General features: G+C 58.4%; 26 protein-coding genes and 1 pseudogene. 12 read left to right on the top strand and 15 right to left on the bottom strand.

Annotated features, from left to right (window positions below; genetic code table 11):
• Nucleotides 1-26 precede the first annotated feature (26 nt).
• From FFS64_RS03620 to FFS64_RS03610, 3 genes are read left to right on the top strand one after another with little or no spacing between them, the layout of a single operon-like run.
• Nucleotides 27-1,394 carry an aromatic acid/H+ symport family MFS transporter gene (locus tag FFS64_RS03620; protein WP_137804271.1) on the top strand — a complete coding sequence of 456 codons (1,368 nt, stop codon included), beginning with the start codon at nt 27-29 and terminating at the stop codon, nt 1,392-1,394.
• Nucleotides 1,391-2,611, top strand: coding sequence for a benzoate/H(+) symporter BenE family transporter (locus FFS64_RS03615; RefSeq protein ID WP_137804270.1), 1,221 nt, complete (start codon nt 1,391-1,393; stop codon nt 2,609-2,611). Before FFS64_RS03620 ends, FFS64_RS03615 begins: the two co-directional genes overlap by 4 nt.
• A 17-nt stretch (nt 2,612-2,628) precedes the next feature.
• Nucleotides 2,629-3,897 carry an OprD family porin gene (locus FFS64_RS03610; protein ID WP_137804269.1) on the top strand — a complete coding sequence of 423 codons (1,269 nt, stop codon included), beginning with the start codon at nt 2,629-2,631 and terminating at the stop codon, nt 3,895-3,897.
• Nucleotides 3,898-3,905: 8 nt separating this feature from the next.
• Here the strand turns inward: FFS64_RS03610 and FFS64_RS03605 are convergent, their stop codons facing one another.
• On the bottom strand, nt 3,906-4,148 hold the full coding sequence (locus FFS64_RS03605; RefSeq protein ID WP_137804268.1) for a DUF2790 domain-containing protein: 243 nt from the start codon (nt 4,146-4,148) through the stop codon (nt 3,906-3,908).
• 121 nt (nt 4,149-4,269) lie between these two features.
• Between FFS64_RS03605 and FFS64_RS03600 the strand changes: the two genes are divergently transcribed.
• Both FFS64_RS03600 and FFS64_RS03595 read left to right on the top strand, forming a co-directional pair.
• Nucleotides 4,270-5,202 carry a LysR family transcriptional regulator gene (locus FFS64_RS03600; protein ID WP_137804267.1) on the top strand — a complete coding sequence of 311 codons (933 nt, stop codon included), beginning with the start codon at nt 4,270-4,272 and terminating at the stop codon, nt 5,200-5,202.
• A gap of 75 nt (nt 5,203-5,277) precedes the next feature.
• Entirely contained in the window at nt 5,278-5,967 is a 690-nt protein-coding gene (locus FFS64_RS03595) for an energy-coupling factor ABC transporter permease (RefSeq protein WP_095196589.1), read from the top strand.
• Nucleotides 5,968-5,986: 19 nt separating this feature from the next.
• Here the strand turns inward: FFS64_RS03595 and FFS64_RS03590 are convergent, their stop codons facing one another.
• Complete coding sequence (locus FFS64_RS03590) at nt 5,987-6,328, bottom strand: hypothetical protein (RefSeq protein WP_137804266.1); 342 nt, start codon at nt 6,326-6,328, stop codon at nt 5,987-5,989.
• Between the two features lie 178 nt (nt 6,329-6,506).
• Here FFS64_RS03590 and FFS64_RS03585 point away from each other — a divergent pair, with 178 nt between their 5' ends.
• The 5 genes from FFS64_RS03585 to FFS64_RS03565 are packed head-to-tail and all read left to right on the top strand — an operon-like array spanning nt 6,507 to nt 11,564.
• Nucleotides 6,507-7,985, top strand: a complete 1,479-nt coding sequence (locus FFS64_RS03585; protein WP_137804265.1) for a cytochrome c oxidase subunit II — start codon at nt 6,507-6,509, stop codon at nt 7,983-7,985.
• 42 nt (nt 7,986-8,027) lie between these two features.
• On the top strand, nt 8,028-9,803 hold the full coding sequence (gene ctaD, locus FFS64_RS03580; protein ID WP_137804450.1) for a cytochrome c oxidase subunit I: 1,776 nt from the start codon (nt 8,028-8,030) through the stop codon (nt 9,801-9,803).
• Complete coding sequence (locus FFS64_RS03575; RefSeq protein WP_137804264.1) at nt 9,800-10,492, top strand: cytochrome c oxidase subunit 3; 693 nt, start codon at nt 9,800-9,802, stop codon at nt 10,490-10,492. Before ctaD ends, FFS64_RS03575 begins: the two co-directional genes overlap by 4 nt.
• A 6-nt stretch (nt 10,493-10,498) precedes the next feature.
• Entirely contained in the window at nt 10,499-11,212 is a 714-nt protein-coding gene (locus tag FFS64_RS03570) for a heme-copper oxidase subunit III family protein (RefSeq protein WP_137804263.1), read from the top strand.
• Between the two features lie 13 nt (nt 11,213-11,225).
• On the top strand, nt 11,226-11,564 hold the full coding sequence (locus tag FFS64_RS03565) for a cytochrome C oxidase subunit IV family protein (RefSeq protein WP_137804449.1): 339 nt from the start codon (nt 11,226-11,228) through the stop codon (nt 11,562-11,564).
• Between the two features lie 31 nt (nt 11,565-11,595).
• Here the strand turns inward: FFS64_RS03565 and FFS64_RS03560 are convergent, their stop codons facing one another.
• The 6 genes and pseudogenes from FFS64_RS03560 to FFS64_RS31595 form a co-directional block, all read right to left on the bottom strand.
• Entirely contained in the window at nt 11,596-12,150 is a 555-nt protein-coding gene (locus FFS64_RS03560) for a magnesium transporter (RefSeq protein WP_137804262.1), read from the bottom strand.
• A gap of 222 nt (nt 12,151-12,372) precedes the next feature.
• The gene (gene yacG / locus FFS64_RS03555) at nt 12,373-12,573 is read right to left on the bottom strand and encodes a DNA gyrase inhibitor YacG (protein ID WP_060543361.1); all 201 of its coding nucleotides are present in this window, start codon (nt 12,571-12,573) and stop codon (nt 12,373-12,375) included.
• The gene (coaE, locus tag FFS64_RS03550; RefSeq protein WP_137804261.1) at nt 12,570-13,193 is read right to left on the bottom strand and encodes a dephospho-CoA kinase; all 624 of its coding nucleotides are present in this window, start codon (nt 13,191-13,193) and stop codon (nt 12,570-12,572) included. Before coaE ends, yacG begins: the two co-directional genes overlap by 4 nt.
• Nucleotides 13,190-14,062, bottom strand: a complete 873-nt coding sequence (locus FFS64_RS03545; RefSeq protein WP_137804260.1) for an A24 family peptidase — start codon at nt 14,060-14,062, stop codon at nt 13,190-13,192. The genes coaE and FFS64_RS03545 overlap by 4 nt, the downstream gene beginning before the upstream one ends.
• 1 nt (nt 14,063) lies before the next feature.
• Nucleotides 14,064-15,281: a type II secretion system F family protein gene (locus tag FFS64_RS03540; RefSeq protein WP_137804259.1), complete on the bottom strand. Its 1,218-nt coding sequence runs from the start codon at nt 15,279-15,281 to the stop codon at nt 14,064-14,066.
• A 2-nt stretch (nt 15,282-15,283) separates the two neighbouring features.
• A pseudogene (locus tag FFS64_RS31595) lies at nt 15,284-15,470 on the bottom strand (type IV-A pilus assembly ATPase PilB); the annotation flags it as partial.
• A gap of 291 nt (nt 15,471-15,761) precedes the next feature.
• On the opposite strand from FFS64_RS31595, the gene FFS64_RS03530 reads away from it, so the two are divergent.
• Together FFS64_RS03530 and FFS64_RS03525 are read left to right on the top strand one after the other, a co-directional pair.
• Nucleotides 15,762-16,181: a pilin gene (locus FFS64_RS03530; RefSeq protein ID WP_137804257.1), complete on the top strand. Its 420-nt coding sequence runs from the start codon at nt 15,762-15,764 to the stop codon at nt 16,179-16,181.
• 310 nt (nt 16,182-16,491) lie between these two features.
• Nucleotides 16,492-16,848 (top strand): BON domain-containing protein, encoded by a 357-nt coding sequence (locus FFS64_RS03525; protein WP_137804256.1) that lies wholly within the window; start codon nt 16,492-16,494, stop codon nt 16,846-16,848.
• Between the two features lie 198 nt (nt 16,849-17,046).
• Here FFS64_RS03525 and FFS64_RS03520 read toward each other — a convergent pair whose 3' ends face one another.
• From FFS64_RS03520 to panD, 7 genes are all read right to left on the bottom strand, one after another.
• Entirely contained in the window at nt 17,047-17,343 is a 297-nt protein-coding gene (locus tag FFS64_RS03520; protein WP_137804255.1) for a DUF2845 domain-containing protein, read from the bottom strand.
• The gene (locus FFS64_RS03515) at nt 17,343-20,294 is read right to left on the bottom strand and encodes a DUF748 domain-containing protein (protein WP_137804254.1); all 2,952 of its coding nucleotides are present in this window, start codon (nt 20,292-20,294) and stop codon (nt 17,343-17,345) included. Before FFS64_RS03515 ends, FFS64_RS03520 begins: the two co-directional genes overlap by 1 nt.
• Nucleotides 20,295-20,387: 93 nt before the next feature.
• A complete protein-coding gene (locus FFS64_RS03510; protein ID WP_137804253.1) occupies nt 20,388-21,404 on the bottom strand; it encodes a class I SAM-dependent rRNA methyltransferase in 1,017 nt (338 codons plus the stop codon).
• Nucleotides 21,405-21,562: 158 nt separating this feature from the next.
• Entirely contained in the window at nt 21,563-22,435 is an 873-nt protein-coding gene (locus tag FFS64_RS03505; protein WP_137804252.1) for an oxygenase MpaB family protein, read from the bottom strand.
• Between the two features lie 51 nt (nt 22,436-22,486).
• A complete protein-coding gene (acs, locus tag FFS64_RS03500; protein ID WP_137804251.1) occupies nt 22,487-24,424 on the bottom strand; it encodes an acetate--CoA ligase in 1,938 nt (645 codons plus the stop codon).
• A gap of 212 nt (nt 24,425-24,636) precedes the next feature.
• Nucleotides 24,637-26,301 (bottom strand): glucose-6-phosphate isomerase, encoded by a 1,665-nt coding sequence (gene pgi / locus FFS64_RS03495; protein ID WP_137804250.1) that lies wholly within the window; start codon nt 26,299-26,301, stop codon nt 24,637-24,639.
• Between the two features lie 223 nt (nt 26,302-26,524).
• Entirely contained in the window at nt 26,525-26,905 is a 381-nt protein-coding gene (gene panD, locus FFS64_RS03490; protein WP_137804249.1) for an aspartate 1-decarboxylase, read from the bottom strand.
• Between the last annotated feature and the right edge of the window lie 85 nt (nt 26,906-26,990).

Below are 26,990 nucleotides of genomic sequence, written 5' to 3'. Positions count from 1 at the left end.
AACAACAACAACAAGAGATAAATGCCATGCGCAAAATCGACGTACATGAGGTTATCGACAACGCTCGATTCAACCGCTTCCACTGGATGGTGCTGTTCTGGTGTGCCCTGATCATCATCTTCGACGGTTACGATCTGGTGATCTACGGCGTTGTGTTGCCGATGTTGATGAAGGAGTGGGGGCTCAGTCCTCTGCAAGCCGGCGCACTGGGCAGCTATGCGCTGTTCGGGATGATGTTCGGTGCACTGTTCTTCGGCCCGCTGTCGGACAGGATCGGCCGCAAGAAAGCCATCACGATCTGCGTGATCCTCTTCAGCGGTTTCACCGTGCTCAACGGTTTCGCCAGAAACCCCACTGAGTTTGGTATCTGTCGCTTCATTGCCGGCTTGGGCATAGGCGGCGTGATGCCCAATGTTGTGGCGCTGATGAACGAATACGCGCCGAAGAAAATCCGCAGCACGCTGGTGGCGATCATGTTCAGCGGCTATTCGGTGGGCGGCATGCTCTCGGCAGGGCTGGGCATCGTGTTGATCCCCAGTTTCGGTTGGCAGTCAGTGTTTTACGTGGCGGTGCTGCCGTTAGTGTTGTTGCCGCTGATCATGTACTTCCTGCCCGAATCCGTGGGTTTCATGCTGCGCCAAGGGCGCAATGACGACGCGCGCGCCATTCTCCAGCGCGTTGACCCGTCCTACGTCGCGCAGTCCAATGATCAACTGCACATGAGCGAAGTGAAGGGCGCCGGCACCCCCGTGTTGCAGTTGTTCCGTGAGGGACGCGCATTGCGCACGCTGATGCTGTGGCTGGCGTTTTTCTGCTGCCTGTTGATGGTCTACGCCTTGAGTTCCTGGCTGCCGAAACTGATGGCTAACGCCGGGTATAGCCTGGGCTCGAGCCTGTCGTTCCTGCTGGTATTGAACTTCGGCGCGATCTTCGGTGCAGTCGGTGGTGGCGTACTGGGTGACAAGCTCAATTTGCCGCGCGTGCTGTCGGTGTTCTTCGCCCTGGCGGCCGTTTCGATCACATTGCTGGGCTTCAACAGCCCGATGCCGGTGTTGTACTTGCTGATCGCCATTGCCGGCGCCACTACCATAGGCTCGCAGATTCTGCTGTACGCCTGCGCTGCGCAGTTCTATTCCATGACCATTCGATCCACCGGTCTGGGCTGGGCTTCGGGTATCGGGCGCAACGGCGCGATCGTCGGTCCGTTGCTGGGCGGTGCCTTGCTCGGGATCAGCTTGCCGCTGCAACTGAACTTCATGGCGTTTGCCTTGCCCGGTGCGATTGCGGCTATCGCCATGACGGTGTTCGCGATCAGCAGTCGGCGCAGTGCCCGACAGCCGCTATCGGGCGCTCAGGCCGGATCGCCTGACGGGGCTGTCGGCGAGGCTTCATGAAAATGTTTTTACGGGACTTTTCCCTGTCCGCCGCAGTCGCCGGATTCATTGCCACGGTGATTTCCTATGCAGGCCCGTTGGTGATCATTTTTCAGGCTGCCGAGGCTGCACACCTGTCGCGGGAGGTTCTGTCGTCGTGGGTCTGGGCGATTTCCATCGGCAGCGCCTTGCTCGGCATCGGTTTGAGCCTGCGCTACCGCGTGCCGGTGATCATCGCGTGGTCGGCTCCGGGCTCGGCGTTGCTGGTGGCGTTGTTGCCGGGGATCTCCATGCCGGAAGCCGTGGGCGCCTATCTGGTCAGCAGCCTGATCATTTTCCTGGTCGGGGTGTCGGGTGCGTTTGACCGGATCATCGGCAAACTGCCCCCGGCCATTGCGGCGGCGATGCTGGCGGGGATTCTGTTCAGCTTCGGCACGGGATTGTTTGTCTCGTTGCAAGGCAAGCCGTTGCTGGTACTGGCGATGTTTGCCACTTACCTGATCGGCAAACGGCTGATGCCGCGTTATGCGGTGGTGATGGTACTGCTGGTGGGCTGTTCGATCGCTTTTCTCGCCGGCGATCTGCACCGCGAAGCGCTGGTGATCGGTTTGGCCACGCCGGTGTGGATTACCCCGGCGTTCAGCCTGAGCGCGACGCTGAACATCGCTTTGCCGCTGGTGATGGTGGCGCTGACCGGCCAGTTCGTTCCGGGCATGGCGGTGTTGCGCGCCAGCGGCTATGCAACGCCGGCGGGCCCGATCATCGCTGGCAGCGCACTGGGCACAGCGCTGTTGGCGCCCTTCGGTTGTCACGGGCTGAACCTGGCGGCGATCACCGCGGCCATTTGTACGGGGCGCGAGGCCCACGAGGATCCCGACAAACGCTATGTGGCCGGGGTCGTGGGTGGACTGTGTTACCTGGTGCTGGGGATCTTCGGCGCCACCCTGGTTTCACTGTTTTCGGCGTTTCCCAAGGAACTGATCACGGCCCTGGCCGGGCTGGCGCTGTTCGCCGCAATTGCCGGGGCAATGGCCGGCGCGATGGCCGTGCCGAGCGACCGGGAAGCTGCGTTGGTGACCTTTCTCACTACGGCGTCGGGCATGTCGCTACTGGGTTTGTCCGCCGCTTTCTGGGGACTGATTTTCGGCGTGGTCACGCACCTGTTTTTAAACGCTCGTCGTCCTGTCCCTCGCAGTGAAAGCGCTGCGGCCAAAACACCTCTACCTGTCGATCAATAAAAATAAGAGAAAAAACGATGAAACAGATTTTTCCAGCAACCGGTTCAGTGTTGTCCATGGCGCTCGTCTCGAGTTTCTCTACTGGTGTGACGGCCGCCGAGGGCGGCTTCATCGAAGACACCACGGCCACCTTGCAAGCGCGCAATTATTACTTCAGCCGGGACTTTTCCGACATCGTCGGCGCCAACCAGCAATCGAAGGCCGAAGAGTGGGCGCAGGGTTTCATTCTCAACGTCAAATCGGGTTATACCCAGGGTCCCGTCGGTTTTGGCGTGGACGTGATCGGCCTGCTCGGGCTCAAGCTCGACAGCAGTCCGGATCGGGTCAATACCGGTTTATTGCCGGTGCAGGATGATGGGCGCGCGGCGGATGATTACAGCCGTCTGGAAGGCGCATTGAAGATGCGTTACTCCAAGACCGAGCTGAAAGTGGGGGAGTTGCAACCCAACCTACCGGTGCTGGCGTTCAGCGATATTCGTCTGCTGCCGCCGAGTTATCAGGGCGCCAGTATCACTTCCAATGAGATCAATGGCCTGACATTGCAGGCCGGTCGTTTGAATACAACCAGCCTGCGCAACGAAGCGGGTGACGAAAAGATGCAAGCCATGCTCGGCCATGTGCCGCAGCGTCAGGTCAGCAGTGACGGCTTCAACTTTGCCGGGGCCGATTATGCCTTCAACGATAAACGCAGCTCGATCAGCGCCTGGTACGGGCAACTGGACGACATCTACAACCAACGTTTCCTGGGCCTCAAGCACAGCCAGCCGATGGGCGACTGGATCCTGGGCGCCAACCTCGGTTATTACGATTCACGCGAAGACGGCAAAAAACTGCTGGGCAATATCGACAATCAGGCGTTCTTCTCGCTTCTGTCGGCCAAGCGTGGCGGTCACACATTTTATGTCGGCTATCAGGGCATGTTCGGCGACAGCCCTTTCCCGCGCGTCTTTGCCAACATCTCACCGTTGGGCAACGAAGTGCCGACCTACGAGTTCGCCTACACCGACGAGCGCTCCTGGCAGGTGCGTTACGACTACGACTTTGCGGCGCTGGGTGTGCCTGGCTTGACCAGCACCGTGCGCTACATCTCCGGCAACAATGTCGACACCGGGCAAGGCTATGAGGGCAAGGATCGAGAGCGTGACCTGGATATCGGCTACGTACTGCAGAGCGGCAGTCTCAAAGGCCTCGGTATCCGTGTGCGTAATGCGATGGCGCGTTCCAACTACCGCAGTGATATCGATGAAAACCGGTTGATCCTGAGTTACACCTGGACGTTGCTATGAGCCATTGATCACAGGTTGCTCGTGCAATCGCCCATGACCTCGTAGGTCACGCGATGGGTCTGGCCCTGATGATCGACATACACCATGGTCGCCGGCACGACCCCGCATGTGGTCGCGGTGTCCGACACGGAAACCACCTTGGCGATGTCCAGAGGCTGCGCGGGGTTGTACAAGACCGCGAGGGGTTCGTTGTCTGCGGCCATGGCCGAGGTGGCGACAAGGGTCAGAAACAGGCTGATCACTGTTTTCATTTTGGCGTGCTCCATTTGGGATTCGATGGGTAAAGTCTAGTCTTTGCCACCAGTGGATAAAGGGGTGAACGCCTGATACAGCCTTACATGAAACGTAACAGTCACCGCCCGAGGGAGGCTTATGGATTTGCTTAACAACTTGCGCGTGTTCGTCCGTGTGGTGGACTGCGCAAGTTTCACCGCCGCCGCCGATGCGCTGGAGTTATCCACAGCGCAAGTGTCCCGTCTGGTCGCGGATCTGGAGCAGCATGTGCAAGCCCGGCTGCTGCAACGCACCACACGGCGCTTGAGCCTGACCGAGGCCGGCGAGCGATTCCTGCTGCGCAGTCGGCTGATACTCGAGGAAATGGAGGAGGCGACCGCCGAGGCTCGCGGCGCCCATCTCAAGCCAAGCGGCCGGTTGCGGGTGCACAGCATGAACGGCCTCGGGGTACTGATCACACCGCTGATTGCCCGTTACAGCGAGCTTTACCCCGATGTGGTGTTCGAACTGACCCTGTCGCAGCGCAATCCCGATCCGTTGGAGGAAGGGCACGACGTGGTGATTTCGACTGCCCACGAGCTGGCCGATTCGCAATTGGTCGCCCAGGCCGTCGGGCAGTTTTACAGCGTACCCTGTGCTTCCCCGCACTACCTGCAACGCCGGGGTGTGCCGGACCATCCGCTGGCGCTGAGCGACCATCAGTGCCTGCGTATGCTCGACCCGTTGTACAGCGATCAGTGGGTGTTTGAAGACGAGGAGGGCGAGCATGCTGTCAGCCCGGCCAGGACTTTTCAGTGCAATGTCGCCGAGTCGATGGTCAAGGCTTCAGAGGCTGGCATGGGCATCAGCCTGATTCCGTTCTATACCGCCACGCGTCCCCTGAGCGACGGCACCTTGTTGCGCTTGTTGCCGGACTATCGCCCTCGTCAGCGCAATGTGTATGCGCTGTATCCGTCGCGACGCTTTCTCGATGCCAAAGTCCGCACGTGGGTGGATTTTCTCAAGGCCGAGTTACCCAGGTTGTTCGCCGAGCATGAAGCGGTGACGAACGATCCGCGGCATTGGGCTTGAGGTCGAAGGGCGGGTAAAGGGCGGTGTAGACTGAGGGCCTGTTCTCTTCGGCAAGACAAGGGAGTGTGCCCCGCCATGATCGGCGCCGAGTTGCTGTCACCCGAAACCCTCACGGTGGGGTGGCTGATCTATGTGCCGGTGCTGATCTGGGCCGTTGCGCGGGTTTCCTGGGTCGAGCTGTTCAGCGACAGCCGTCGCCAGCATTTGCTGTTCGGTACAGTGTTCGCGCTGTTTGCACTGTGGCTGGTGCGGCGGGATTTCGATACCGGCGTGTCCTATCACTTCATCGGCATGACCGCGGTGACGCTGTTGCTCGACTGGCCGCTGGCAATCGTCGGCGGATTGGTCGCCCAAACCGGACTGGTGCTGCTGGGGCGTCAGGACCTGGTGGCGATGGGCGTGAATGGCGCGCTGTTGATTCTGCTGCCGGTGCTGGTTACCGAATGCTGTGCCATCGCGGTGGAGCGCGCACAACCACGCAATCTCTTCGTATACATCTTCTGTTCCGGCTTCTTCGCCGCGGCCCTTTCGGCGTTGCTGTGCCTGGTGCTATCGCTCACGGTGTTGTGGTACGACGAACGTTTTGCCATGCCCTACTGGCTCGAAGACTTCATCGGCTACCTGTGGTTGCTCGTTTTTCCGGAGGCATTCATCAACGGCATGGTGGTCAGCGCGCTGGTGGTGTTCTGCCCGGAGTGGCTCGAGACCTTCAACCGCACGCGCTACCTGTCGGCGCCCTGGAAGGATGACGATCCCGAGTCTTGAGCCCACTCAAGTCCCCGATTCAATCAATCAACTGATCAATCAAAACCACGTTGGAGTAGATCAGGCTGCCATCGCTGGCTCGGTGTCCGACCAGATGGAACTGACCACGCTCGTAGTGCAGATAGACGCGCATCTGACAGTCGGACAAGGGGCCGTAACCCTCTGGCAAGACCAGATTCAATGTGTCCATGTCGACATCGACCATGACCTCTTTCAGCCCATCGGTCTTCTGCAGGCGTTCTTCAGCTTCCTCCAGCCGTAGATGGAGAGGGCCGTCGACGTAAAAATGGATCTCGCCTATTGGAACGGATGGTTGGTTGGGGTTGGGTTTGCACCTGCCTTCAAGCGTCAGGTTACTCATGACAGAACCTCCATCGGGGATGCTGGCCTGCCATTGAGTATAGCCGCCAACCGGGTCTCGCTTGCCGACCTATACTTTTCACTGACTTTGCCACTACGGGTGGCTGTCTGCCCTGCTTGGACGCCAGTGGCGATGCTTGCGCATTACCAATGAGCAACAGGAATAGGATGAAGAGAAAATGGCGATGGCAATTATCTTGATTCTAATCGTTATTGCCTCAGTACTCTTTCATGTACTAGCGCCCTGGCATGCAGCACCGCCCGCTTCCAACTGGGGATCAATAGACACCACACTGTTCATTACCCTGATCATCAGCGGAATATTTTTCATCGCCATTACGGTATTCATGGCGGTCGCCGTGATGCGTTACCGTCACAAGGAAGGCGCCAGGGCGCACTACCAGCCAGAAAGTAAAAAATTGGAGTTCTGGCTGATTGTAGTGACCTCGATAGGTATTGCCGCGATGCTGGCGCCGGGCCTGGTTGTTTACAACGATTTCATCCGGGTGCCGAAAGAGGCTTATGAACTTGAAGTGGTCGCCCAGCAGTGGCAGTGGGCTTTTCGTTTTCCCGGCCAGGACGGGAAGTTGGGGAAATCGGATATCAGGTTTGTTGATTTCGCCAATCCACTCGGTGTTGATCCCAAGGACCCTGCCGGGCAGGACGATGTACTTATAAAGAATAATGAAGTCAGACTTCCGCTGGATCGACCGGTAAAAGTTTTACTGCGTTCCAAAGATGTGTTGCACAACTTTTATATACCGCAAATTCGCAGCAAGATGGATATGGTGCCAGGAATGGTGTCGTACTTCTGGTTTACGCCAACCAAAACCGGAAAGTATGAAGTTCTTTGTGCTGAGTTTTGTGGTGTAGGCCATTACAACATGCGCGGCCAGATGATCGTGGAAGAGCAGGGGGCCTTCGATCAATGGCTGAGCAGTCAACCGACCTTTGCGCAGACATTAACCACAGCTGCCAGGCCCAGTCGCGACAGCCTGGTGGAAAAAGGTCGCCAGTTGGCCGAACAATACGGCTGTGGTGCCTGCCATAGCCAGGATGGCAGCACCCGTCTCGGCCCGGGATGGAAGGGCCTGTATGGCCGTCAGGAACAACTCTCCGATGGCACAAGTGTGCTGGTCGACGAGGCGTACCTGAAAGAGTCGATCCTCGCTCCGCAGGCCCGTCTGGTGCAGGGCTACCCGCCGGTCATGGTGGCCTATACTCTCAATGACGATGAACTGGGTGCCCTCGTCGCCTTGATCAAGTCACTGAGCGATGCGCCGCAAAACGACGAAGTGCCTGCCGGCGCGGCGTCGGGTTCAGGTGCGGACCTGGTGGCGCAGGGACAACAGTTGGCCCAGTCGCTGGGCTGCCTGGCTTGCCACAGTGTCGATGGCAGCAAGGGTATCGGCCCCACTTGGCAGGGCCTGTATGGCTCGACCGTCACCCTTGCCGACGGTACGGGCATAAAGGCCGATGAGGGCTACATAAAAGATTCGGTTCTTAATCCCGCTGCCAAAGTCGTCAAGGGCTTTGCAGCCGTCATGCCGGCCATGACGCCGAGCGATAAGGAGTTGGACGCCCTGATCGCTTTTATCAAATCCAAAGCCAATGCCGACGCTGATGCGAGCAAGGCGGAAACAGGGACGCAACCGTAAAGCAGCCGGCAATACACCGAAACTTCGACAGGAGATGACGTGATGGCCTATGCGGAGCAAGCCGAAACAGAAGCACTGCACGAACCCAAGAGTTTCCTGACCAAATACATCTGGAGTCAGGACCACAAGGTCATCGCCATCCAGTATTCCTTGACGGCTTTGTTCGTGGGTCTTATCGCCGTGGTGTTGTCCGGCTTGATGCGCATGCAGATTGGCTTCCCCGGCAGTTTGGCGTTCATGGATGCCAGTGCTTACTATCAGGCGATGACCATGCACGGCATGATCATGGTCATCTACTTGCTGACGGCGTTGTTTCTGGGGGGCTTCGGCAACTACCTGATCCCGTTGATGGTGGGCGCCCGGGACATGGTCTTCCCCTACGTCAACATGCTGAGTTACTGGTTCTACCTGCTGGCGGTAGTGGTGTTGCTTGCCAGTTTTTTTGTTCCTGGCGGCCCCACCGGTTCGGGCTGGACGCTCTATCCGCCACAGTCCATTACCCAGGGGACACCGGGGGTCGAGTGGGGCATCGTGCTGATGCTCGTCTCTCTGGCGATTTTCATTGTCGCGGCCACCATGGGTGGTTTGAACTACGTCACCACGGTGTTGCAGGCGCGTACGCACGGCATGACATTGTTTCGCATGCCGCTCTCCGTATGGGGCATCTTCATGGCCTCGATCATGGCCTTGCTGGCTTTCCCGGCGTTGTTTGTCAGTGCGGTCATGATGCTGTTCGACAAGCTCTTGGGTACCAGTTTCTTTATGCCGGCGATGATCTCGCTGGGGCAACAGCTCGATCACCAGGGTGGCAGCCCGATACTGTTCCAGCATCTGTTCTGGTTCTTCGGCCACCCGGAGGTCTACATCGTAGCTCTACCTGCGTTCGGTCTGGTCTCCGACCTGATCAGCACGCATGCGCGTAAAAACATCTTCGGCTACCGCATGATGGTGTGGGCGATTATTGCGATTGGCGTACTCAGCTTTGTGGTTTGGGCGCACCACATGTATGTCAGCGGAATGAACCCTTACTTCGGCTTTTTCTTTGCCGTTACCACCTTGATCATCGCTGTGCCGACTGCACTGAAAGTCTACAACTGGGTACTGACCCTGTGGCGGGGCGACATTCATCTGACCGTGCCGATGCTATTTGCCCTGGCCTTTATCGTCACCTTCCTGGTTGGCGGCCTGACCGGGTTGTTTCTCGGCAATGTGATTGTGGATATTCCGCTCTCGGACACCTATTTCGTCGTCGCTCATTTTCATATGGTCATGGGGGTTGCGCCGGTACTGGTGGTGTTCGGCGGCATTTATCATTGGTTCCCGAAAGTCACCGGTCGCATGACGAACGACACCCTGGGCAAGTTGCATTTCTGGATAACCTTTCTGGGCACTTACGCCATCTTCTTCCCCATGCACTATTTGGGTTTCCAGGGTATGCCGCGAAGGTACTACGCCTTTGAAAACTACGCGTTCATTCCGCAATCGGCGCAAGATTTGAATGCCTTCATCACGGTGGTCGCATTGATCGTCGGCGTTTCCCAGTTGCTGTTCGTGTTTAACCTGGCCTGGAGCGTTTTCAAAGGCAGGCCCGCGGGCAGCAATCCCTGGGGCGCGGCCAGTCTGGAATGGCAAACGCCGGACACCCCGCCGATACACGGTAACTGGGGAGAGAAGCTGCCCGTCGTGCATCGCTGGGCCTATGACTACAGTGTGCCGGGGATAGAACAGGATTTCGTTCCGCAAACGGTCTCCGCCGAGGAGTTGGAGCAACTGCGGCAACTCAGTGCCGGCACCAGGAAAGCGGACGTTAAAACATGAACAGACTGCTTTTGAGAAACGCCGACGGCGCTGACCCCGGTGGCACTTGGAATCGTGACCCTGAAGGTCTTCAGGCCGACGACGATGCCAGGAGACGGCAGATCGCAAAAACAGGTTTGCGTTTGTTTCTGGCGGTGGTGAGTTCGTTATTCTTTCTCTTCCTGATTGCCTTTATCGCCCGCTCACAAATGGTCGACTGGCTGCCCCTGACAGAGCCCTTGGCGCCGTTGGCCAATCCATGGCAACTCTGGCTGAACTCGGTTTTTCTAGTGTCCAGTTGCGTTGCGCTGCAGTGGTCGCGCATGGCCATCCGGCGGGCTCGATTCGGCGCAACTGTCATCGGCTTTGGATTGGGGGGCGTATTTGCCATTGCCTTTCTGGTGGGACAATTCTGGGTCTGGCAGCAGTTTGCCGCTTGGGGCTACTTTGTCGCCGGCAATCCGGCCAACAGTTTCTTCTACCTGTTGACCGGCCTGCATGGGCTCCATCTGCTGGGTGGGTTGATTGCCTGGGGCAGAACCGTCGTCAAATTCCTGCGCCGCGTACCGTTGCCGCAACTGAGCGCCAGCGTAGAGCTCTGTGCCATTTATTGGCACTACTTGTTGGGTCTCTGGTTCGTGCTATTCGCGCTACTGACCAGCACGCCAGAAACCTATGAAGCCATCGCCAGACTCTGCGGCCTGAGGTGAAAAACCATGGCATCGCATCCACAAGCCCCGGCCGACTCCGGCTCATCCAATCCACCAGGCTCACTGCCTGCACCGGGATGGCAGGGCATCGCCAGCGACTGGTCCTCGGATAAAGACGCTTTCAAGCAGGTCTCCTGGGGCAAGGCGATGATGTGGATATTCCTGCTCAGCGATACTTTTATCTTCACCTGCTTTTTAACCGGCTACATGTCGGTGCGCATGACCATCACGGATCTCTGGCCGAACCCCAGTGAAGTCTTTGCACTGACGATCGGCGGTAAATCAATCCCGCTCATTCTGATCGCCATCATGACCTTTGTGCTGATCAGCAGCAGCGGCACGATGGCCATGGCCGTCAATTTCGCCTATCGCCGTGATCGCGCGCGAACCACTGCCCTGATGCTGGCGACCGCTGCCCTGGGTGTGACCTTCGTCGGCATGCAGGCCTTTGAATGGAGCAAACTTATCGCCGAAGGGGTGCGTCCCTGGGGGAACCCCATGGGGGCGGCGCAATTTGGTGCCAGCTTTTTCATGATTACCGGTTTCCACGGATTGCATGTATCAATCGGCGCGCTCTACCTCAGTATCGTGGCGATGAAAGTATGGCGGGGAGATTATGAGCGCTCCGGCAACTATCAGAACGTTGAGATAGCCGGGCTTTACTGGCACTTCGTGGATTTGGTGTGGGTGTTTATTTTTGCTTTCTTCTATTTGTGGTAGAGGAGCACGGATGATGGCGCATGCTCAAGGTCAGCAACATCCAATCGGTTTGTACCTCAAAATCTGGGGGCTGTTATTCGTCCTCAGCACGCTGTCGTATCTTGTCGACTACTTCCACTTCCAGGGCTACCTCAGGTGGTCCCTGATTATTATTTTCATGTTGCTGAAGGCAGGTCTGATTGTCTCTATCTTCATGCATATGGCTTGGGAAAGGTTGGCCCTGGTCTACGCCATATTGGTGCCACCTTTGTGTTTGCTGGTACTTGTCGGACTGATGGCCACCGAGGCGGACTATGTTTTCCTCAGCCGGGTCATTTTCTTCGGCCAATCAGTAACTTCCGGAGGGTCTTGAGTCTCCGGAAGCTATTTCGTGTGAAGTGGCGTTATATCGTTCGTTTGAACTGATGCCATCTGTGCAGCCAGGCGACTGTCCAGTGGGGGGCTGCTGTTCCCGTGCCCGCGCCCGTCAGCTTTGGATGGCGCTCGATGACCCGTTCCAATACCGACTCCTGGCTTGGCTCGACATCCACGAAGAAAACATGCTTGCCCGTTTCAACCAACTGTTTAAAGTTGCGGAAATGCGCATTCGGCACCTGGATACCAAAGAATCCGCCTTCCCAGATGCAGAACCCCAGCACAACAACGGCCAGGAAGATAAAAGGCACCCAGCCTGCCGCGGACTCGTGCCAGCCCAGCCAATAGGCGCCGCCAAGGACCAGCGCCGCGAGTGGCACACCGATCACCGCACCAATCTCGCCAGAGTGAACGACATCTTGTTTCATCAACGAGTTGACCTCGTGGAGGTGATGTTCTTCAACCTCCGCGACTTGTTCACTGAGCACATGAATTTGTTCGGAATTGATGCCGTTGGCTTCCAGTTCATTTTCAACGGACTCAAGATCGTCAAGATTGTCACTGATGTAATAGTGTCGGTTCATGCCACACCTCCCATCTCGTTTTTTTTGCTGTAGACCTCCTCTGTCCAGCAGCCGTTAACTGAGATTTACCGTCGGTATTGGAACCCGCAGGGACTGTTGCACTCTTGATGCAACCCGAAAGAAGTATAGCACCCGCTAGCATGCTGATTATTGGGTGTCAAGATCAACGAGCCTGTCACCTCTCGTTGATTGGCGGCGCAGTTACGTCCCTGACGATCGGGATCAGTGACGCGGGTCGAAATCGCCGCTGAACAATTCATCCTCGGCATCCGGGGCTACGGGAATCTTGTGCTCTTCCGATGCCCAGGCGCCCAGGTCAATCAGTTTGCAACGGTCGGAACAGAACGGCCGGAATTTGCTTTCGGGGCTCCACTCGACAGGGGCGCCGCAGGTCGGGCATTCGACGGTTGGGATCTGGCTCATGACTGGCCTCCACGCAAAGTAAGGTAAAAGTGATGCAGGCGTTCGACCTCGCTGTGTAGCCAGGCGAGGTCGCGGTCGTTGACCACCACCTCGTTGGCATGGCTCACGCGATCCTGGCGACTGGACTGGGCCTGGAGGATCGCCTGGACCTGCTGTTCGCTGGTCTGGTCACGCTGCAGGGTGCGTTCGATCTGTAGCTGTTCAGGGGCATCGATCACCAGCACCCGCTGGGTCATGGCGTACTGGCCGGATTCGATCAGCAGCGGCGAAACCAGAATCGCATAAGGTGATTTTGCCAGCGCCAGATGATGAGCGATTTCCTCGGCGATCAGCGGATGCAGCAAGGCTTCCAGCCAGCGGCGTTCATCCGGCACTTCAAAGATCAGTTTGCGCAGGGCGGCGCGATCCAGTTGCCCGTCGGCCTGCAGCACATCGGGGCCGAAATGCTCGGCGATCTTCGCCAGTGCCGGCCGGCCCGGCTCCACCACCCAGCGCGCAGCATGATCGGCATCGACTACGTGCACACCGAGGTCGATGAAGTGTTGGGCCGCCGCACTTTTGCCGCTGCCGATGCCGCCGGTCAGGCCGAGAATCCAGGGTTTTTCCACAGGGGTATTCATTTCAAACCGACAAACTGCCAATAGAGGTCGGTTATTTGACCACCCCAGAGCAAGGCAATCCAGCCGGCAATCGCCAGATAAGGGCCGAAGGGGATTGGTGTCGAGGTTTTTGCCTGGCGCAGGCGCAGATAGATCACGCCGATAACGGCCCCCACCAGGGAAGACAGCAGGATAGTCAGCGGCAAAATCTGCCAACCGCCCCAGGCGCCTAACATCGCCAGCAGCTTGAAGTCGCCATGGCCCATGCCGTCCTTGCCGGTGAGCAATTTGAACAGCCAGAACACCGACCACAGCGCCAGGTAGCCGGCAATGGCACCCCACAATGCATCATGCAGCGGTACGAACAAACCGAGACTGTTGACGATCAGCCCCAGCCACATCAACGGCAACACCAATACATCCGGCAGCAGTTGATGTTCGGCGTCGATCAGGCTCATGGCCAACAGGCCCCAGGTCAAAAGCAGCGCCATGCACGCCTGCCAGCCGAAACCAAAGTGCCAGGCAATGAGCACCGACAACAGGCCACAGGCCAGTTCCGTCAACGGATAGCGTTTGCTGATCGGTGTCGCACAGGATGAGCAGCGCCCTCGCAGAAACACGTAACTGAGCAGCGGGATGTTTTCCCAGGCACGAATCCGGTGGCCACAAGATGGGCACTGAGAGTGGGGCAGCAGCAGATTGTAGGTCGGCAGCGGGGTTTCGCCGGGCAGACCGAGGATCTCGTGGGCCTGCATGCGCCAGTCGCGTTCAAGCATTTTTGGCAGGCGCCAGATCAGCACGTTGAGAAAGCTGCCGACCAGCAACCCCACCAGACCGGCAATGACGACGAAGACCAGCGGGAAGTGGGTCAGGATTTCGTTCAAGGGCATGTCAGATCGCTGCGCCGAGTTGGAAGATGGGCAGGTACATCGCGACCACCAGGCCGCCGACAATAACACCCAGCAGCACCATGATGAACGGTTCCATCAGGCTGGTGAGGTTATCGACCATATTGTCCACCTCGTCCTCGTAAAAGCCCGCGACCTTGTCCAGCATGTCATCCAGTGCGCCGGACTCTTCACCAATGGCGGTCATCTGAATGGCCATGCTCGGAAAAATACCGGAAGTGCGCATGGAAAAATTCAACTGCATGCCCGTCGAAATGTCTTGCCTGATGCGCAGTACGGCACGCTTGAACACGATATTGCCAGTGGCGCCGGCCACCGATTCCAGGGCCTCCACCAGTGGGACGCCGGCGGCGAAGGTGGTCGACAGGGTGCGGGCGAAACGGGCCACGGCGGACTTGTACATCAGGGTCCCCGCCAGCGGCAGTTTCAGCAGCCAGGCATCCGATCTATCGCGAAAGTCTTGCGATGTCTTGAACGCGTGGCGAAACGCGAAGATTGCCACGATCAACCCACCGAGCATCATCCACCACCCGTCCTGCATGATCCGCGACAGGCCAATGACCATCACGGTGAAAGCGGGCAATTGGGCGCCAAACCCTTCAAACACCGACTGGAACTGCGGCACCACTTTGACCAGCAGAACCCCGGTTACGATGATTGCCACGAACACGACCACCAGCGGGTAGGTCATGGCTTTCTTTATCTTGGCCTTTAGGCTTTCGCTCTTTTCCTTGTAGGTCGCCACCCGCTCCAACAGGGTATCCAGTGCGCCGGCCTGTTCCCCGGCATTCACCAGATTGCAGTACAGCTCATCGAAATACCGGGGCTTTTTACGCAGGGCGGCGGCGAAGCTGTTGCCTGCTGCGACGTCCTGTTTCAACTCATCCACCAGAGTGCACATGGCCGGGTTATCGAAGCCTTCGGCGATGATGTCGAACGACTGCAATAACGGCACGCCGGCTTTCATCATGGTCGCCATCTGGCGCGTGAACAGGGCAATGTCCTGGGCCTTGATGCGCTTGCCCAGGTTGAACAGCGAAGTGGTTTTCTTGCGCACCTTGCCGGGGTTGATACCTTGCTTGCGCAACTGCGCCTTGATCAGTGCCGGGTTTTGACCGCTCAACTCGCCGGTGACCTTCGTGCCTTTGCGGTCAGTGCCTTCCCAGGCGTACACACTGATTTTTGCTGCTTTGACCGCCATGTTCAGTCCTTGGTGACCCGGTTGATTTCTTCAAGGCTGGTGATGCCTTGCATGGCTTTGAGCAAGCCTGCGGTGCGCAGGTCGTTGCAATGTTCGCAGCCGACCGGCTCATAGATCGTGAATGTGCCAATGCGTTCCTCGGGGGAAGCCTTAGTTGAGCACCGTCTCGCGAGGTGATTTCGCGCGCTTATGTCAGTGAGCAGCCGGGCCAGGACCATTTGCTTGGCCAGGCCGCTGAGGGCAATGTCATTCATTGGACTTCCGGACGAAGACAGTTGGATGACTTATAGCCTAGTCAAGCGATGGAACCAAACCAGCGGCGCAAAGGTGACAAAAATCGTCAGATAGTGCGGATCCTGGGGGGAGGAAAGGGCGGTGTGGCGATCATGCCACCCGCCAACAGGGGATGCGGCGCTTGGCATGGGCTGTGCTGAGACAGTTTCAGATCATGAGATTTCGACTCATGCACGGAGGCTGTCTATGAACACACAAAAAGGTTTTACCCTGATCGAGCTGCTGATCGTGGTGGCGATCATCGGGATTCTCGCGACGTTTGCGATCCCCGCTTACTCCAAGTACCAGGCGCGGGCGAAGGTGACGGCGGGGCTGGCGGAGATTTCGGCTTTGAAGGTGCCGTTTGAAGATCTGATGAATCAAGGAACTGATCCTGATCTGACGAAAGTCGGCGGTACCGCGAAAACCTCCAATTGCACAACGACAGCGTCGGGCAAAGCCGCTGATGGAACGGGCACAATTGGTTGCACAATCCTGAATGCGCCGGGTCCGGTCCTGAACAAAACCATTACCCTGACGCGTGCGTTGACGGGCTGGACATGCGTCACTACCGTCGACCAGGAACTCGCGCCTAAAGGCTGCGAAGGCGTTGTCCCTAAGGTCTGATTCCTCATCCGGTTGCCTGATACCCCGCCTCTCGCGGGGTATTTTTTTGTTCGCCGCTTTCAAGTTCCGAGTGCTGAGGAAAACTCCCGACAATTCATGGCCTTAGGCCTTCCTCAAAACCCGCAACTTGCATGTAGAGAATGGCCGAGTCATGCAAATTGCATGATTCTGAAAAACGAGGCGTTTAGTAACTGTTTGATTTATAAGATATTAATCTCTGTCTCAAAGTTGGCACAGCGTTCGCAATATCTTTGGTAACCCTGCTGAAAAGACATCCAGCAGACTTTCCAGAAAAACAGGAGTTACTCGTATGAAGAAGTTCGCTATCGCTGCCGCTACTGCAACCGCGTTGACCCTGACCATGACTAACGCAGCATTTGCACAGTCCACTCAGGCGACTCAGGCACCCATGATGCTGGCCGCCGGTGAAGTCACTGAAGCGAAAGAGGATGTTTCCGATACCTGGATCACTACCAAAGTCAAAGCAGACCTGGTTACCGAAAAAGGCATTCCGGGTACCGATATCAAAGTGGAAACCAACAAAGGCGTTGTGTCCCTGTCTTCCACTACCGCAGTCACTGATAGTCAGAAAGCCACAGCGGTGAGCATCGCCAAGAACATCAAAGGCGTCAAAGCGGTTTCCGCTGACGGCCTGAAAGCCGAGTAAAGGCAAGGCTTCTCGCCTGGACTGGGAGAAGGCGCGGCAGGCGGGCCGAGAAATACGTCTGTCGCATCTTGAGGAGTTCATGCGAACGGCCATAAGGATGTGGCCATTACAGGCCCCGGCATTCGTGTCGGGGCTTGTTCTATGTGAATACCACTGTGGGAGCGAGCCGGCTCGCTCCCACAGTGGTTTGTGGTGATTTCAATTACCGCGTTTGCTGGTCATCTGCACCAACCGATTCCCCTCGAACCGCAGATACTGATACATCCCGCCGTTCGGCCCGTAGGTCCATTCCTCGACCTGAAACTCTTCCCGTCGATCGGCACTGCGCTTGTAACCCAGCAGATCACGGCTGACGGGTTCGCCGCATTTTTGCAGCACTTCGCCCGACCGGTCGCCGACACTGATCAATTGACTGCCGCAGCGCAAAGTATCCGCCGCCGAGGCCTGGTTCGCAGTCAACGCCAACGTCAATGCGAGCTGCAGCCGTTTGCCCATCACTCGGCGTCCAGATGCATGGGCGTAACCACCTTGCCGTCCTTTTCCGCTTCACCCAATTGGGCGTCGATGAAGTACACGCGGTCATCGGCCAGTTGACCCTTGTCGACCAGATAATCCTTGATGCTGCTGGCGCGTTCCTGGCCCAACTCGCGCAACAGCACTTCGCTGGAACTCCAGAACTGGATCACGCCCTCGCGCATCTTCGCGGTGCGTTCTTCTTTGCCCAGGTCTTTCCATTCGGCAGGCGGCTGGGTTTTCAGACGTGTGCGGTAGATGCCTTCCAGCAGCGGACCTTTCTCGCTGTCAGGCACTTCCAGCAACGCAGCTTTCGCCGGCACCTTGTCACCGCGACGCTGGAGCATTTTGTAGTAGTTGTACTGATACTCCCGTTCCAGGCGTTGCTCGGCAATCAGCGGGCCGTCACTGCTCTTGGCCGCGGTGCCTTCGATTTCCAGGCGCAGGGCCGGGCGTTCCTTGAGGGCCTTGGACAGCTTGACCAGGGCCGCTTCAGTGTCCTTGCTCAGCTCGCTTGAGCCCGGCGCGAACGACACGCTGCCCAGATCTTCCGACCCGCCACCGGCCACCAGTCCGCCAATGAGTTTGAACGGCGCGGCGGCGGCCTTGACGATCAGGTTGCGCAGGGTCTGCCAGACAATCGGCATGACGCTGAACTGCGGGTTGTTCAAGTCGCCGGACACCGGCAGTTCGATGGAAATCTTGCCGTCGACATCCTTGAGCAAGGCAATCGCCAGTTTCAGCGGCAGGCTCACGGCGTCGGGGCTGTCGACTTTTTCACCCAGTTGCAACTGCTCGACCACGACTTTGTTTTCGGCCTGGAGCTGGCCCTTGGTGATCTTGTAGTGCAGGTCCAGATTCAGCCGGCCCTTGCGGATGCGGTAACCGGCGAACTTGCCGGAGTAGGGGGTCAGCGTAGTCAGTTCCACGCGTTTGAAACTGGTGGCGATGTCGAGGCTGGCCATCGGGTCGAACGGGTTGACCGAACCCTTGATGGTCACGGGCGCATAGCGGTCGACCTTGCCCTTGACGTCGACGCTGGCCGGTTTTGCCTGCCGGCTGTCGATGGTACCGATCTGACCGTTGAGTTGTTGAACGGCGGTGGCGAAGTTCGGCGTCAGGCTGAAGTCGGCGAAGTTGGCCGAGCCGTCGTTGATGACGATCCCGCCGATGTGGATGCCCAGCGGTTTTTCCTGGCTGGCGGGTTTGGCAGCAGCGGTCTTGGCGCCGGTATCGGCCGGTTGTGGAATCAACAGATCATCGATGTTGGTGGTGCGGTCATCGTTGATCATGAAACGTGCGTAGGGCTGCATCAGGTTGATCTTGTCGATCGACAGGCTGTCACCGTGTTGATAATTCAGACCGTCGACCACCACCTGCTGCCACTTGAGAAAGTCACGGGTTTTCAAGGTGTCCAGGGTATGCAACTGATCGACCTGGGCGCGTCCGGTGACGCTGAGGGCCAGCGGCTCGGTACTTTTCAGGTTGACCGCCAGATCACTGCCGAGCATGCCGCTGCGCAGTTCCAGGCGGATGAACGGGTTGATATAGGACTGGGCGACGCGCAGGTCGATGTCTTTGGTCTGCACATTCAGTTTGGCGCTGACCGGAGCCAGGTTGACCTCACCTTCAGCCATGAGCTTGCCTTGTTTGCCCACACCAGTGTCGAGCTTGAGGCTGAAGGGCGAGCCATTGAGGCTATCGAATTTCTGCAGGTCGAGATTCAGCGGCGCCAGCTCCAGTTCCACGGCAGGTTGCGCCTTGCGGTCCGCCAGGTGCACGCGGTAATCGCGAAGTTGCACATCGTTGAGCAGCACTTGCCAGGGTTTGGCGGGCGGCGCGGGTTCGGCTTTCGGCGAATCGGCCGACGCCGGGGTACTCGGTGGTTCGGCATTGGCTTTGGCGGCCGGTTTGGAGGGTTGGCTGGCGAACAGTTTCTGCCAGTCGAGTTGGCCATCGGCCTCCAGGGCTGCCCAGGTTTCCAGTTTCTGGCTGCGGATCTTGCCAACGACGACTTGCTGTTTGGCCAGGTCGATGGTGGTTTCGCTGACGTCCAGCCGTTCGAGTCTGGCCAATGGCCGACCGTCCGGAGCCTTGATGGCGAAGGGTGCGACGCTGACGGCGACATTGCTCAGCAGCAGTTCGGTTTCCTTGGACAGGTTGAGTTTGTAATCGGTGCTGAGGCTGACCACGCCGTCTTCAAGCACCAATGGCACGGCATCGCGCACGTAGGGCCAAAAGGCTTTCATTTTGCCGTCGGTGATCTTCAGCTTACCTTCGGAGGCGATCGGGATCAGGCTGAAGTTACCGGTCCAGTCGATCTGGCCACCATGTGGGCCGATGGCCACCAACGTCATGTCGGCGCTGTCTTCGGGCAGGGTGCTGAGGTTTTTTAGTTCGAAGTCGAGTTGGTCGTAGAGGAACTCGATGGGTTCGCTGGGACGATCATCCTTGAAGTGGATAGCACCGCCAGCCAGTTTTATCCGGTCTATGCGCAACGGGAAGGGCTTGGCATCGGGATCGGCCGGCGTCGGTTCGCTCTGTGGCAGCTTGAACAACCCGAGCAGGTTGAGTTTGCCGTCCTTGCCGAAAAGGATCTCGGTTTTGGATTTTTCCAGCTCGATATCCGAGAGGTGCAGCGCCTTGGTCCAGAGACTGTCGAGCTGCAGGTTGGCGTACAAGCGTTCGAAGCCGACCTGTTCCTTACCGGGCTCACCAATGTTCAGGCCCCAAAGGGTCACTTCGAGGCTGAACGGGTTGAGTTCGATTCGCTGGATCGTGGCGGGCGTCGTCGCGTAGTTGGCCAATTGCTGGTTGGCTACCCGCAAGGCGATGCCCGGCAAAATCAGAAAGCCCAACAGGCTGTAGAGGGCCAGAACAGTCAACAGGGCGCCAACGGCGCGGATCAATCCTTTGTACATGCGTGGCTTCATCTGTCTGAATCGGAGTGCCTTGGAGTATGGCACGCGATTCCGGTTCCGAAGCAATCGCCCGATTCAGGTTTTTTCAGATTTGTCTGACATGAATCAGAGCTGCAGGATCAGGGTTTTCAGTGGCGGTTGCTGATCCAGCGACGGGAAATCAGCCCCCGGTTTCATCACCGTCCACTCACGCACCGGCCGTCCGGCTTTCTCTGCGCAACGCAAAACCTGTTCGCGCCAGTCGTCCATGCTGACTTTCGCCAGGTTGTTGCAGCAGATCAGTACGCCGTTGTCGGCAGTGGTCAGCAGCGCGGGTTTGAGCAGGCTCTGGTAGTCGCGCAGCAAGTCGACGGTGCCGAACGCGCTCTTGGCCCAGGCGGGTGGATCGAGCAGCACCAGATCGTACTGGCGTTGTTCCAGGCGCTGATAGCTCGGTAATTTTTGCCCGCGACGCTGGCTGATAGGCAGGCCGGCCAGTTGGCGGATAGCCGGGAAGTAGTCGGACTGGACGAACTCCATAGTCGGCAGCTGTGGGTTGAGCAGGCCGTTTTCACGACCGACCGCCAGGTTGCCTTCGGCGAAGTCCAGGTTGCACACCTCGCGGGCGCCACCGGCCGCGGCGCTGAGTCCGACGCCACAGGTGTAGGCAAACAGGTTTAGTACGCTTTTATTTTTGCTGTGTTCCTTGACCCAGCCGCGGGTGTTGCGCAGGTCGAGGAACAGTAGCGGGTCCTGTCCGGCGTGACGCCCGCGTACCCGGTAATTGAGGCCCCATTCGTGGCCGACCAGGTCTTGCAGAGCTGCTTCTTCGGCGCGGTAGACGTTGTCTTCACGGTCGATGCGTGAATTGCCACGGGAGCGGTCGTTGTAAACCAGCAAGCTTTCAAAGCCCAGGTGCTGGTTGATGGTTTCGTGCAGTTGCAGCAGCGCATCGCGCTCCAGCGACTGGTGAAAACTCTGCACCATCAATTGCGGGCCATAGCGGTCGATGGTCAGCCCCCCGGCGCCTTCCTGGCTGCCATGGAACAAGCGATAGCAATCGGTGCCTTGCCGATGCAGTTCGGCAAGCAGGTCCTGGCGATGTTCGAGGGCGGCGCGCAGCGCCTGGTTCAAGGAAGACATGCTGGGCGCCTTGCAGGAGGAATTTGGCGCGGGAGTTTAACAGCTTGGCACTCAACCGAGGTGCTGCCTTCGCGAGCAGGCTCGCTCCCACACTTATTTGATGAACGACACGAATCTACTGTGGGAGCGAGCCTGCTCGCGAAGCTTTTAAGTTTTGTTCAAGTGAGCAAGCCCATCCGCCGCTTGGCCCGCTGAACCGAACCATTGCGCACAGCCCAGCGCAACATCGGCGCGCTGCGATTGACGCTGGCGCGGATCAGCTTGCGCTGCAGCGGGCTTTGTCTGACGCCGAGCATGTCACTGGCCCAGTCCGGCAGCAGATCAATCCCGGCCTGCATCATGAGGCCGCCGAAGGGTTTGGCCAGACGGCTGGGGGACGGGGCGTTCAACAACAGTCGCAGCACTTCGCGACTGCGTTCGTCGCACAAGAGCTGCGGCCTGATTCGCACAAGATAATCAGAAACTTCCTGTCGGGAACGGGGCACCTTTCTGGCACCCAGGCGCTCGGCGACCAGCGCGATTTCCGCGTAATAGCGATCCTGATCGGCCAGCGACAAATGTGGGTTGCGATAGCGCAAATGTGCGGCGAGAAAGTTGCTGACTTCGGCCACGTGTACCCAGGTCAGCAGGTCCGGATCGCTGGCAGCATAGGGCCGGCCATCGGGCGCAGTACCGGTGACTTGCAGGTGAATGGTGCGGACTTTCTCGATGAGCCAGTCGGCGTCCTGGCGCGAACCGAAGGTGGTACCGGAGATGAACTGCCCCGTGCGGCGCAGTCGGCCGAGCATGTCCTCGCGGAAATTTGAATGGTCCCACACACCCGCCAGGGCCAGGGGGTGCAGAGCTTGCAGCATCAGGGCGCTGATCCCGCCGATCAACATGCTGCTGAAGTCGCCGTGCACTTGCCAACTGATCGAATCGGGTCCGAACAGACCGGGATCGCCCTTGGGGTTTTCCAGATCAAGTTTCCCTAGGGACAGACCGGTCAGGCTCATGATCTGGGTTTCGATACGGGTGCGGATGAATTCCATGGCGACTCGGTTGTGGAAAAGAGGCGCAGCCAACGTTGGCCGCGCGGGCAGTTACGGGTTCAGGCGTTTGTCGATCAATCCCTGCACCACGCTTGGGTCGGCCAGGGTCGAGGTGTCGCCAAGGCTGTCGAGTTCGTTGCAGGCAATCTTGCGCAGAATGCGTCGCATGATCTTGCCGGAACGGGTTTTTGGCAAGGCCGGTGCCCACTGGATCAGGTCCGGTTTGGCGAAGCTGCCGATTTCCTTGCTGACCATCGCCAGCAGCTCTTTCTTCAGTTCGTCGCCGGTTTCGATGCCGTTCATGGGGGTGACGAAGGCGTAGATACCTTGTCCTTTGATGTCATGGGGGTAACCGACCACGGCAGCCTCCGCGATGCTGTCGTGCAACACCAGGGCGCTTTCCACTTCCGCAGTTCCGATGCGATGCCCGGATACGTTGATCACATCGTCAATGCGCCCGGTGATCCAATAGTCGCCATCTTCGTCGCGGCGGGCGCCGTCACCGGTGAAGTAGTAGCCGGGGTAAGGCTTGAAGTAGGTGTCGACCATCCGTTGCGGGTCACGGTAGACGCTGCGAATCTGCGCCGGCCAGCTGGATTTGATCGCCAGTACGCCACTACCGGCGCCTTTGATTTCCTTGCCGTGTTCGTCAAGCAGTACCGGTTGCACGCCGAACATCGGTTGCGTGGCGCAGCCGGGTTTGATGCGTTGGGCACTTACCAAGGGGCTAAGCATGATGCCGCCGGTTTCGGTCTGCCACCAGGTATCGACAATCGGGCAGCGCTCTTCGCCAACTGCGTGGAAGTACCATTCCCACGCTTCCGGGTTGATCGGCTCACCGACGGTGCCGAGTAGTCTGACGCTGGCGCGGGATGTTTCCTTCAGCGGTTCAGGACCTTCACGCATCAAGGCGCGCAGAGCGGTCGGGGCGGTGTAGAAAATATTGACCTTATGCTTGTCGATCACTTGCCAGAAACGCGAGGTACTCGGGTAATTCGGCACACCTTCGAAGATCAAGGTGGTGGCGCCATTGGCCAGCGGACCGTAGACGATGTAGCTGTGGCCGGTGACCCAGCCGACATCGGCGGTACACCAGAAGACTTCACCGTCGCGGTAGTCCAGCACGTATTTGAAGGTCATCGCCGCTTGCAACAGGTAGCCGCCGGTAGTGTGCAGCACGCCTTTGGGTTTGCCGGTGCTGCCGGAGGTGTAGAGGATGAACATCGGGTCTTCGGCGCCCATCGGCTCGGGCGGGCAGTCGTCGCCGACGTCGCGCAGGGCCTGGTGATACCAGAGATCCCGGCCTTCGACCCAGTTCACCTGATTCTGTGTGCGCTCGACCACGACCACAGTGCTGACGTCGGGGCAACTTTGCAGGGCTTTGTCGACATTCTGTTTGAGCGGGATGAATTTTCCGCCGCGCACGCCTTCATCGGCGGTGATCACGGTGCGGCAGTCGGCATCGAGAATGCGGTCGCGCAGGGAGTCCGGGGAAAAGCCGCCGAACACGACCGAATGCACTGCACCGATGCGCGTACAGGCGAGCATGGCGTAGGCCGCTTCGGGGATCATCGGCATGTAGATGCACACCCGGTCGCCTTTTTTCACGCCACGGCTTTTGAGCACGTTGGCCAGGCGACACACGTTGTGATGCAGTTTTTTGTAGGTGATTTGCGTGGATTCGGCAGGGTCGTCGCCCTCCCAGATGATCGCGATTTGATCGCCGCGTTTTTCCAGGTGTCGGTCGATGCAGTTGTAGCTGACGTTCAACGTTGCTCCGGCAAACCAGCTGGCTTCGCCGGTTTTCAGGTCATAGCGCTGGACGGTGTCCCACGGTTTGCTCCAGTTGAGAAAACGGGTGGCCTGTTCGGCCCAGAACGTACTGGGGTGTTCGATGGATTCGCGGTACAGGCGGTGGTAGTCGTCTTGACTCAGTTGTGCAGCCCGGCGGACGGCATCGGCTTTGGGGAACGTGCTGATATCGAACATGACGGTTCCTTATTCTTGTTTTGCGACGAAGATAAAGATGCGCCGAGCAGTGAAAGGGTTCAAGTCAGACGCCGCAGCAAGTGTAGGCGGCGCAAAACAACTGTGGGAGCGGGCTTGCTCGCGAATGCGGAGTGTCAGTCGATGTTAATGCCGACTGACACTCCGCATTCGCGAGCAAGCCCGCTCCCACAGGGGATAGCAGGTTTTTCAGATTATCCGCGGTGACGACCACGGAAGTAGTTGATCAGCCCTTGAGTGGACGGATCCTCGGCCGGTGTTTCTTCGCTGCCGACCAGGCGGTTGTAGACGCCTTTGCCCAGTTCCTTGCCCAGCTCCACGCCCCACTGATCGAAGGCGTTGATGCCCCAGATCACGCTTTGCACGAAGACTTTGTGCTCGTACATCGCCACCAGCGCGCCGAGGCGACGCGGGCTGATGCGCTCGACCACCAGGGTGTTGCTCGGACGGTTGCCCGGAATCACCTTGTGCGCCGCGAGTTTCTTCACGTCGGCTTCACTCATGCCTTTGTCGCGCAGTTCAGCCTCGGCTTCGGCAAGGGTCTTGCCAAGCATCAGCGCCTGGCTCTGCGACAGGCAGTTGGCGTACAGCCATTGGTGGTGGTCGGACACCGGGTTGAAGCTGACGATCGGCACGATGAAGTCCGCCGGAATCAGTTGGGTGCCCTGGTGCAGCAACTGGTGGTAAGCATGCTGGCCGTTGCAACCGACGCCGCCCCAGATCACTGGACCTGTCTCGGTGGACACTGGCGTGCCGTCCTGACGAACGCTCTTGCCGTTGGACTCCATGTCCAGCTGTTGCAAGTGCTTGGTGATGTTACGCAGGTAGTGGTCGTACGGCAGGATCGCGTGGCTCTGCGCGCCCCAGAAGTTGCCATACCAGACACCGAGCAAGGCCAGCAGCACCGGCATGTTCTGTTCGAACGGCGCACTCTGGAAATGCTGGTCCATGGTGTAGGCACCGGACAACAGCTCCTTGAAGTTCGACATGCCGATGGCCAGGGCGATTGGCAGGCCGATGGCCGACCACAGCGAATAACGACCGCCGACCCAGTCCCACATCGGGAAGATGTTCTCTTCACGGATACCGAAAGCCACGGCGGCGGCATTGTTGCTCGATACCGCGATGAAGTGACGATACAACTCGGCTTCCGAGCCACCCTGGGCCAGGTACCAGGCACGGGCGGCCTGGGCGTTTTTCAGGGTTTCGAGGGTGTTGAAGGATTTCGAAGAGACGATGAACAGCGTGGTCTCTGCGCGCAGCTTCATGGTCAGTTCGTGGAACTCACTGCCGTCAATGTTCGCCAGATAGTGGCAGCGCACGCCCTTCTGGGCATAGGACAGCAGTGCTTCGGAAACCAGCTCGGGGCCGAGGAACGAGCCACCGATGCCGATGTTCACCACGTCGGTGATCGGCTTCTCGGTGTAACCGCGCCACAGACCGTCGTGGATGCGGCCAACGAGGTCGGTGATCTGGTTCAGAACCTTGTGTACTTCAGGCATCACGTTGACGCCGTTGACCGACAGTTTGTCGCCGACCGGGCGACGCAGGGCGGTGTGCAACGCCGGGCGACCTTCGGAGGCGTTGACGATTTCTCCGTCGAACAGTGCCTTGATCGCGCCCTTCAGATCGACTTCATTGGCCAGGCCTACCAGCAGATTGCGGGTCTCGGCGTTGATCAGGTTTTTCGAATAATCGAGGAACAGGCCGCAGCTGCTGAGGGTGAACTGGGTAAAGCGCTGCGGATCGGCATTGAAGGCCTCGCGCATGCTGAAATCCTGCATGGCTTGGCGGTGGTCAATCAACGCTTGCCAGGCGGGCAGAGCGGTCACGTCGTGAGGAGTGCGGTAATACGCCATCGCTGCGGGTTTCCTTTTTACTTGAACGGCCTTTAGAACACTAAAAATCCCGGCGCGCTGTGGATGGGCGTCCGGTCAACTGCGTCGACACGATTTCATGGCGCAGGGCGAATACAGTAAACCCCGCGCGGTGTTCTGTCTTGACTTTGTCTGACCTGTTTCCGGTACTTTTTTAACATCGAAGTTAGGAACGTCCGACAAACGGAAGCGCGACAGGCTTCGATCAGGCGATCTGGACCGGAATGGCGTTGCTGGTGTGGCTCAGTTCATTGCCCGGCGCCATGTAGAGCATGCGTGGCTTGAAGTTGAGCAGCTCGGCTTCGCTGTAGTGGGCGTAAGCGCAGATGATCACGCGATCGCCGACCTTGGCCTTGTGCGCCGCGGCACCGTTGACCGAGATCATGCGTGAGCCTTCTTCGCCGCGAATGGCGTAGGTGGTGAAGCGCTCGCCATTATCGACGTTGTAGATCTGAATCTGTTCGTACTCACGAATACCGGACAAGTCCAGCCATTCGCCGTCGATGGCGCAGGAACCTTCGTAATCGAGTACAGCGTGGGTGACTTCGGCGCGATGCAGCTTGGCTTTGAGCATGATGGCGTGCATGAGTGTTATCCCAGGTCGGAATCGGGTTGTGGACACTAAAACAGTTCAAGTGTGGGAGCGAGCCTGCTCGCGAATGCGGTATGCC

Origin of the sequence: Pseudomonas sp. G(2018), assembly GCF_005502415.1 — a bacterium.
Classification (GTDB): domain Bacteria; phylum Pseudomonadota; class Gammaproteobacteria; order Pseudomonadales; family Pseudomonadaceae; genus Aquipseudomonas.
This window is presented reverse-complemented; position numbering and strand designations above follow the sequence as displayed.

Bases quoted from the DNA above. Each gene is read 5' to 3' on its own strand.
- FFS64_RS03570 (WP_137804263.1), top strand. From the start codon at position 10,499: ATGGCATCGCATCCACAAGCCCCGGCCGACTCCGGCTCATCCAATCCA.
- FFS64_RS03515 (WP_137804254.1), bottom strand. From the start codon at position 20,294: ATGAAGCCACGCATGTACAAAGGATTGATCCGCGCCGTTGGCGCCCTG.
- FFS64_RS03505 (WP_137804252.1), bottom strand. From the start codon at position 22,435: ATGGAATTCATCCGCACCCGTATCGAAACCCAGATCATGAGCCTGACC.
- FFS64_RS03560 (WP_137804262.1), bottom strand. From the start codon at position 12,150: ATGAACCGACACTATTACATCAGTGACAATCTTGACGATCTTGAGTCC.
- FFS64_RS03610 (WP_137804269.1), top strand. From the start codon at position 2,629: ATGAAACAGATTTTTCCAGCAACCGGTTCAGTGTTGTCCATGGCGCTC.
- FFS64_RS03590 (WP_137804266.1), bottom strand. From the start codon at position 6,328: ATGAGTAACCTGACGCTTGAAGGCAGGTGCAAACCCAACCCCAACCAA.
- panD (WP_137804249.1), bottom strand. From the start codon at position 26,905: ATGCACGCCATCATGCTCAAAGCCAAGCTGCATCGCGCCGAAGTCACC.
- FFS64_RS03605 (WP_137804268.1), bottom strand. From the start codon at position 4,148: ATGAAAACAGTGATCAGCCTGTTTCTGACCCTTGTCGCCACCTCGGCC.
- coaE (WP_137804261.1), bottom strand. From the start codon at position 13,193: ATGAATACCCCTGTGGAAAAACCCTGGATTCTCGGCCTGACCGGCGGC.
- ctaD (WP_137804450.1), top strand. From the start codon at position 8,028: ATGGCCTATGCGGAGCAAGCCGAAACAGAAGCACTGCACGAACCCAAG.
- FFS64_RS03615 (WP_137804270.1), top strand. From the start codon at position 1,391: ATGAAAATGTTTTTACGGGACTTTTCCCTGTCCGCCGCAGTCGCCGGA.
- yacG (WP_060543361.1), bottom strand. From the start codon at position 12,573: ATGAGCCAGATCCCAACCGTCGAATGCCCGACCTGCGGCGCCCCTGTC.
- FFS64_RS03595 (WP_095196589.1), top strand. From the start codon at position 5,278: ATGATCGGCGCCGAGTTGCTGTCACCCGAAACCCTCACGGTGGGGTGG.
- FFS64_RS03600 (WP_137804267.1), top strand. From the start codon at position 4,270: ATGGATTTGCTTAACAACTTGCGCGTGTTCGTCCGTGTGGTGGACTGC.
- FFS64_RS03525 (WP_137804256.1), top strand. From the start codon at position 16,492: ATGAAGAAGTTCGCTATCGCTGCCGCTACTGCAACCGCGTTGACCCTG.
- pgi (WP_137804250.1), bottom strand. From the start codon at position 26,301: ATGGCGTATTACCGCACTCCTCACGACGTGACCGCTCTGCCCGCCTGG.
- FFS64_RS03530 (WP_137804257.1), top strand. From the start codon at position 15,762: ATGAACACACAAAAAGGTTTTACCCTGATCGAGCTGCTGATCGTGGTG.
- FFS64_RS03510 (WP_137804253.1), bottom strand. From the start codon at position 21,404: ATGTCTTCCTTGAACCAGGCGCTGCGCGCCGCCCTCGAACATCGCCAG.
- acs (WP_137804251.1), bottom strand. From the start codon at position 24,424: ATGTTCGATATCAGCACGTTCCCCAAAGCCGATGCCGTCCGCCGGGCT.
- FFS64_RS03520 (WP_137804255.1), bottom strand. From the start codon at position 17,343: ATGGGCAAACGGCTGCAGCTCGCATTGACGTTGGCGTTGACTGCGAAC.
- FFS64_RS03545 (WP_137804260.1), bottom strand. From the start codon at position 14,062: ATGCCCTTGAACGAAATCCTGACCCACTTCCCGCTGGTCTTCGTCGTC.
- FFS64_RS03540 (WP_137804259.1), bottom strand. From the start codon at position 15,281: ATGGCGGTCAAAGCAGCAAAAATCAGTGTGTACGCCTGGGAAGGCACT.
- FFS64_RS03575 (WP_137804264.1), top strand. From the start codon at position 9,800: ATGAACAGACTGCTTTTGAGAAACGCCGACGGCGCTGACCCCGGTGGC.
- FFS64_RS03565 (WP_137804449.1), top strand. From the start codon at position 11,226: ATGGCGCATGCTCAAGGTCAGCAACATCCAATCGGTTTGTACCTCAAA.
- FFS64_RS03620 (WP_137804271.1), top strand. From the start codon at position 27: ATGCGCAAAATCGACGTACATGAGGTTATCGACAACGCTCGATTCAAC.
- FFS64_RS03585 (WP_137804265.1), top strand. From the start codon at position 6,507: ATGGCGATGGCAATTATCTTGATTCTAATCGTTATTGCCTCAGTACTC.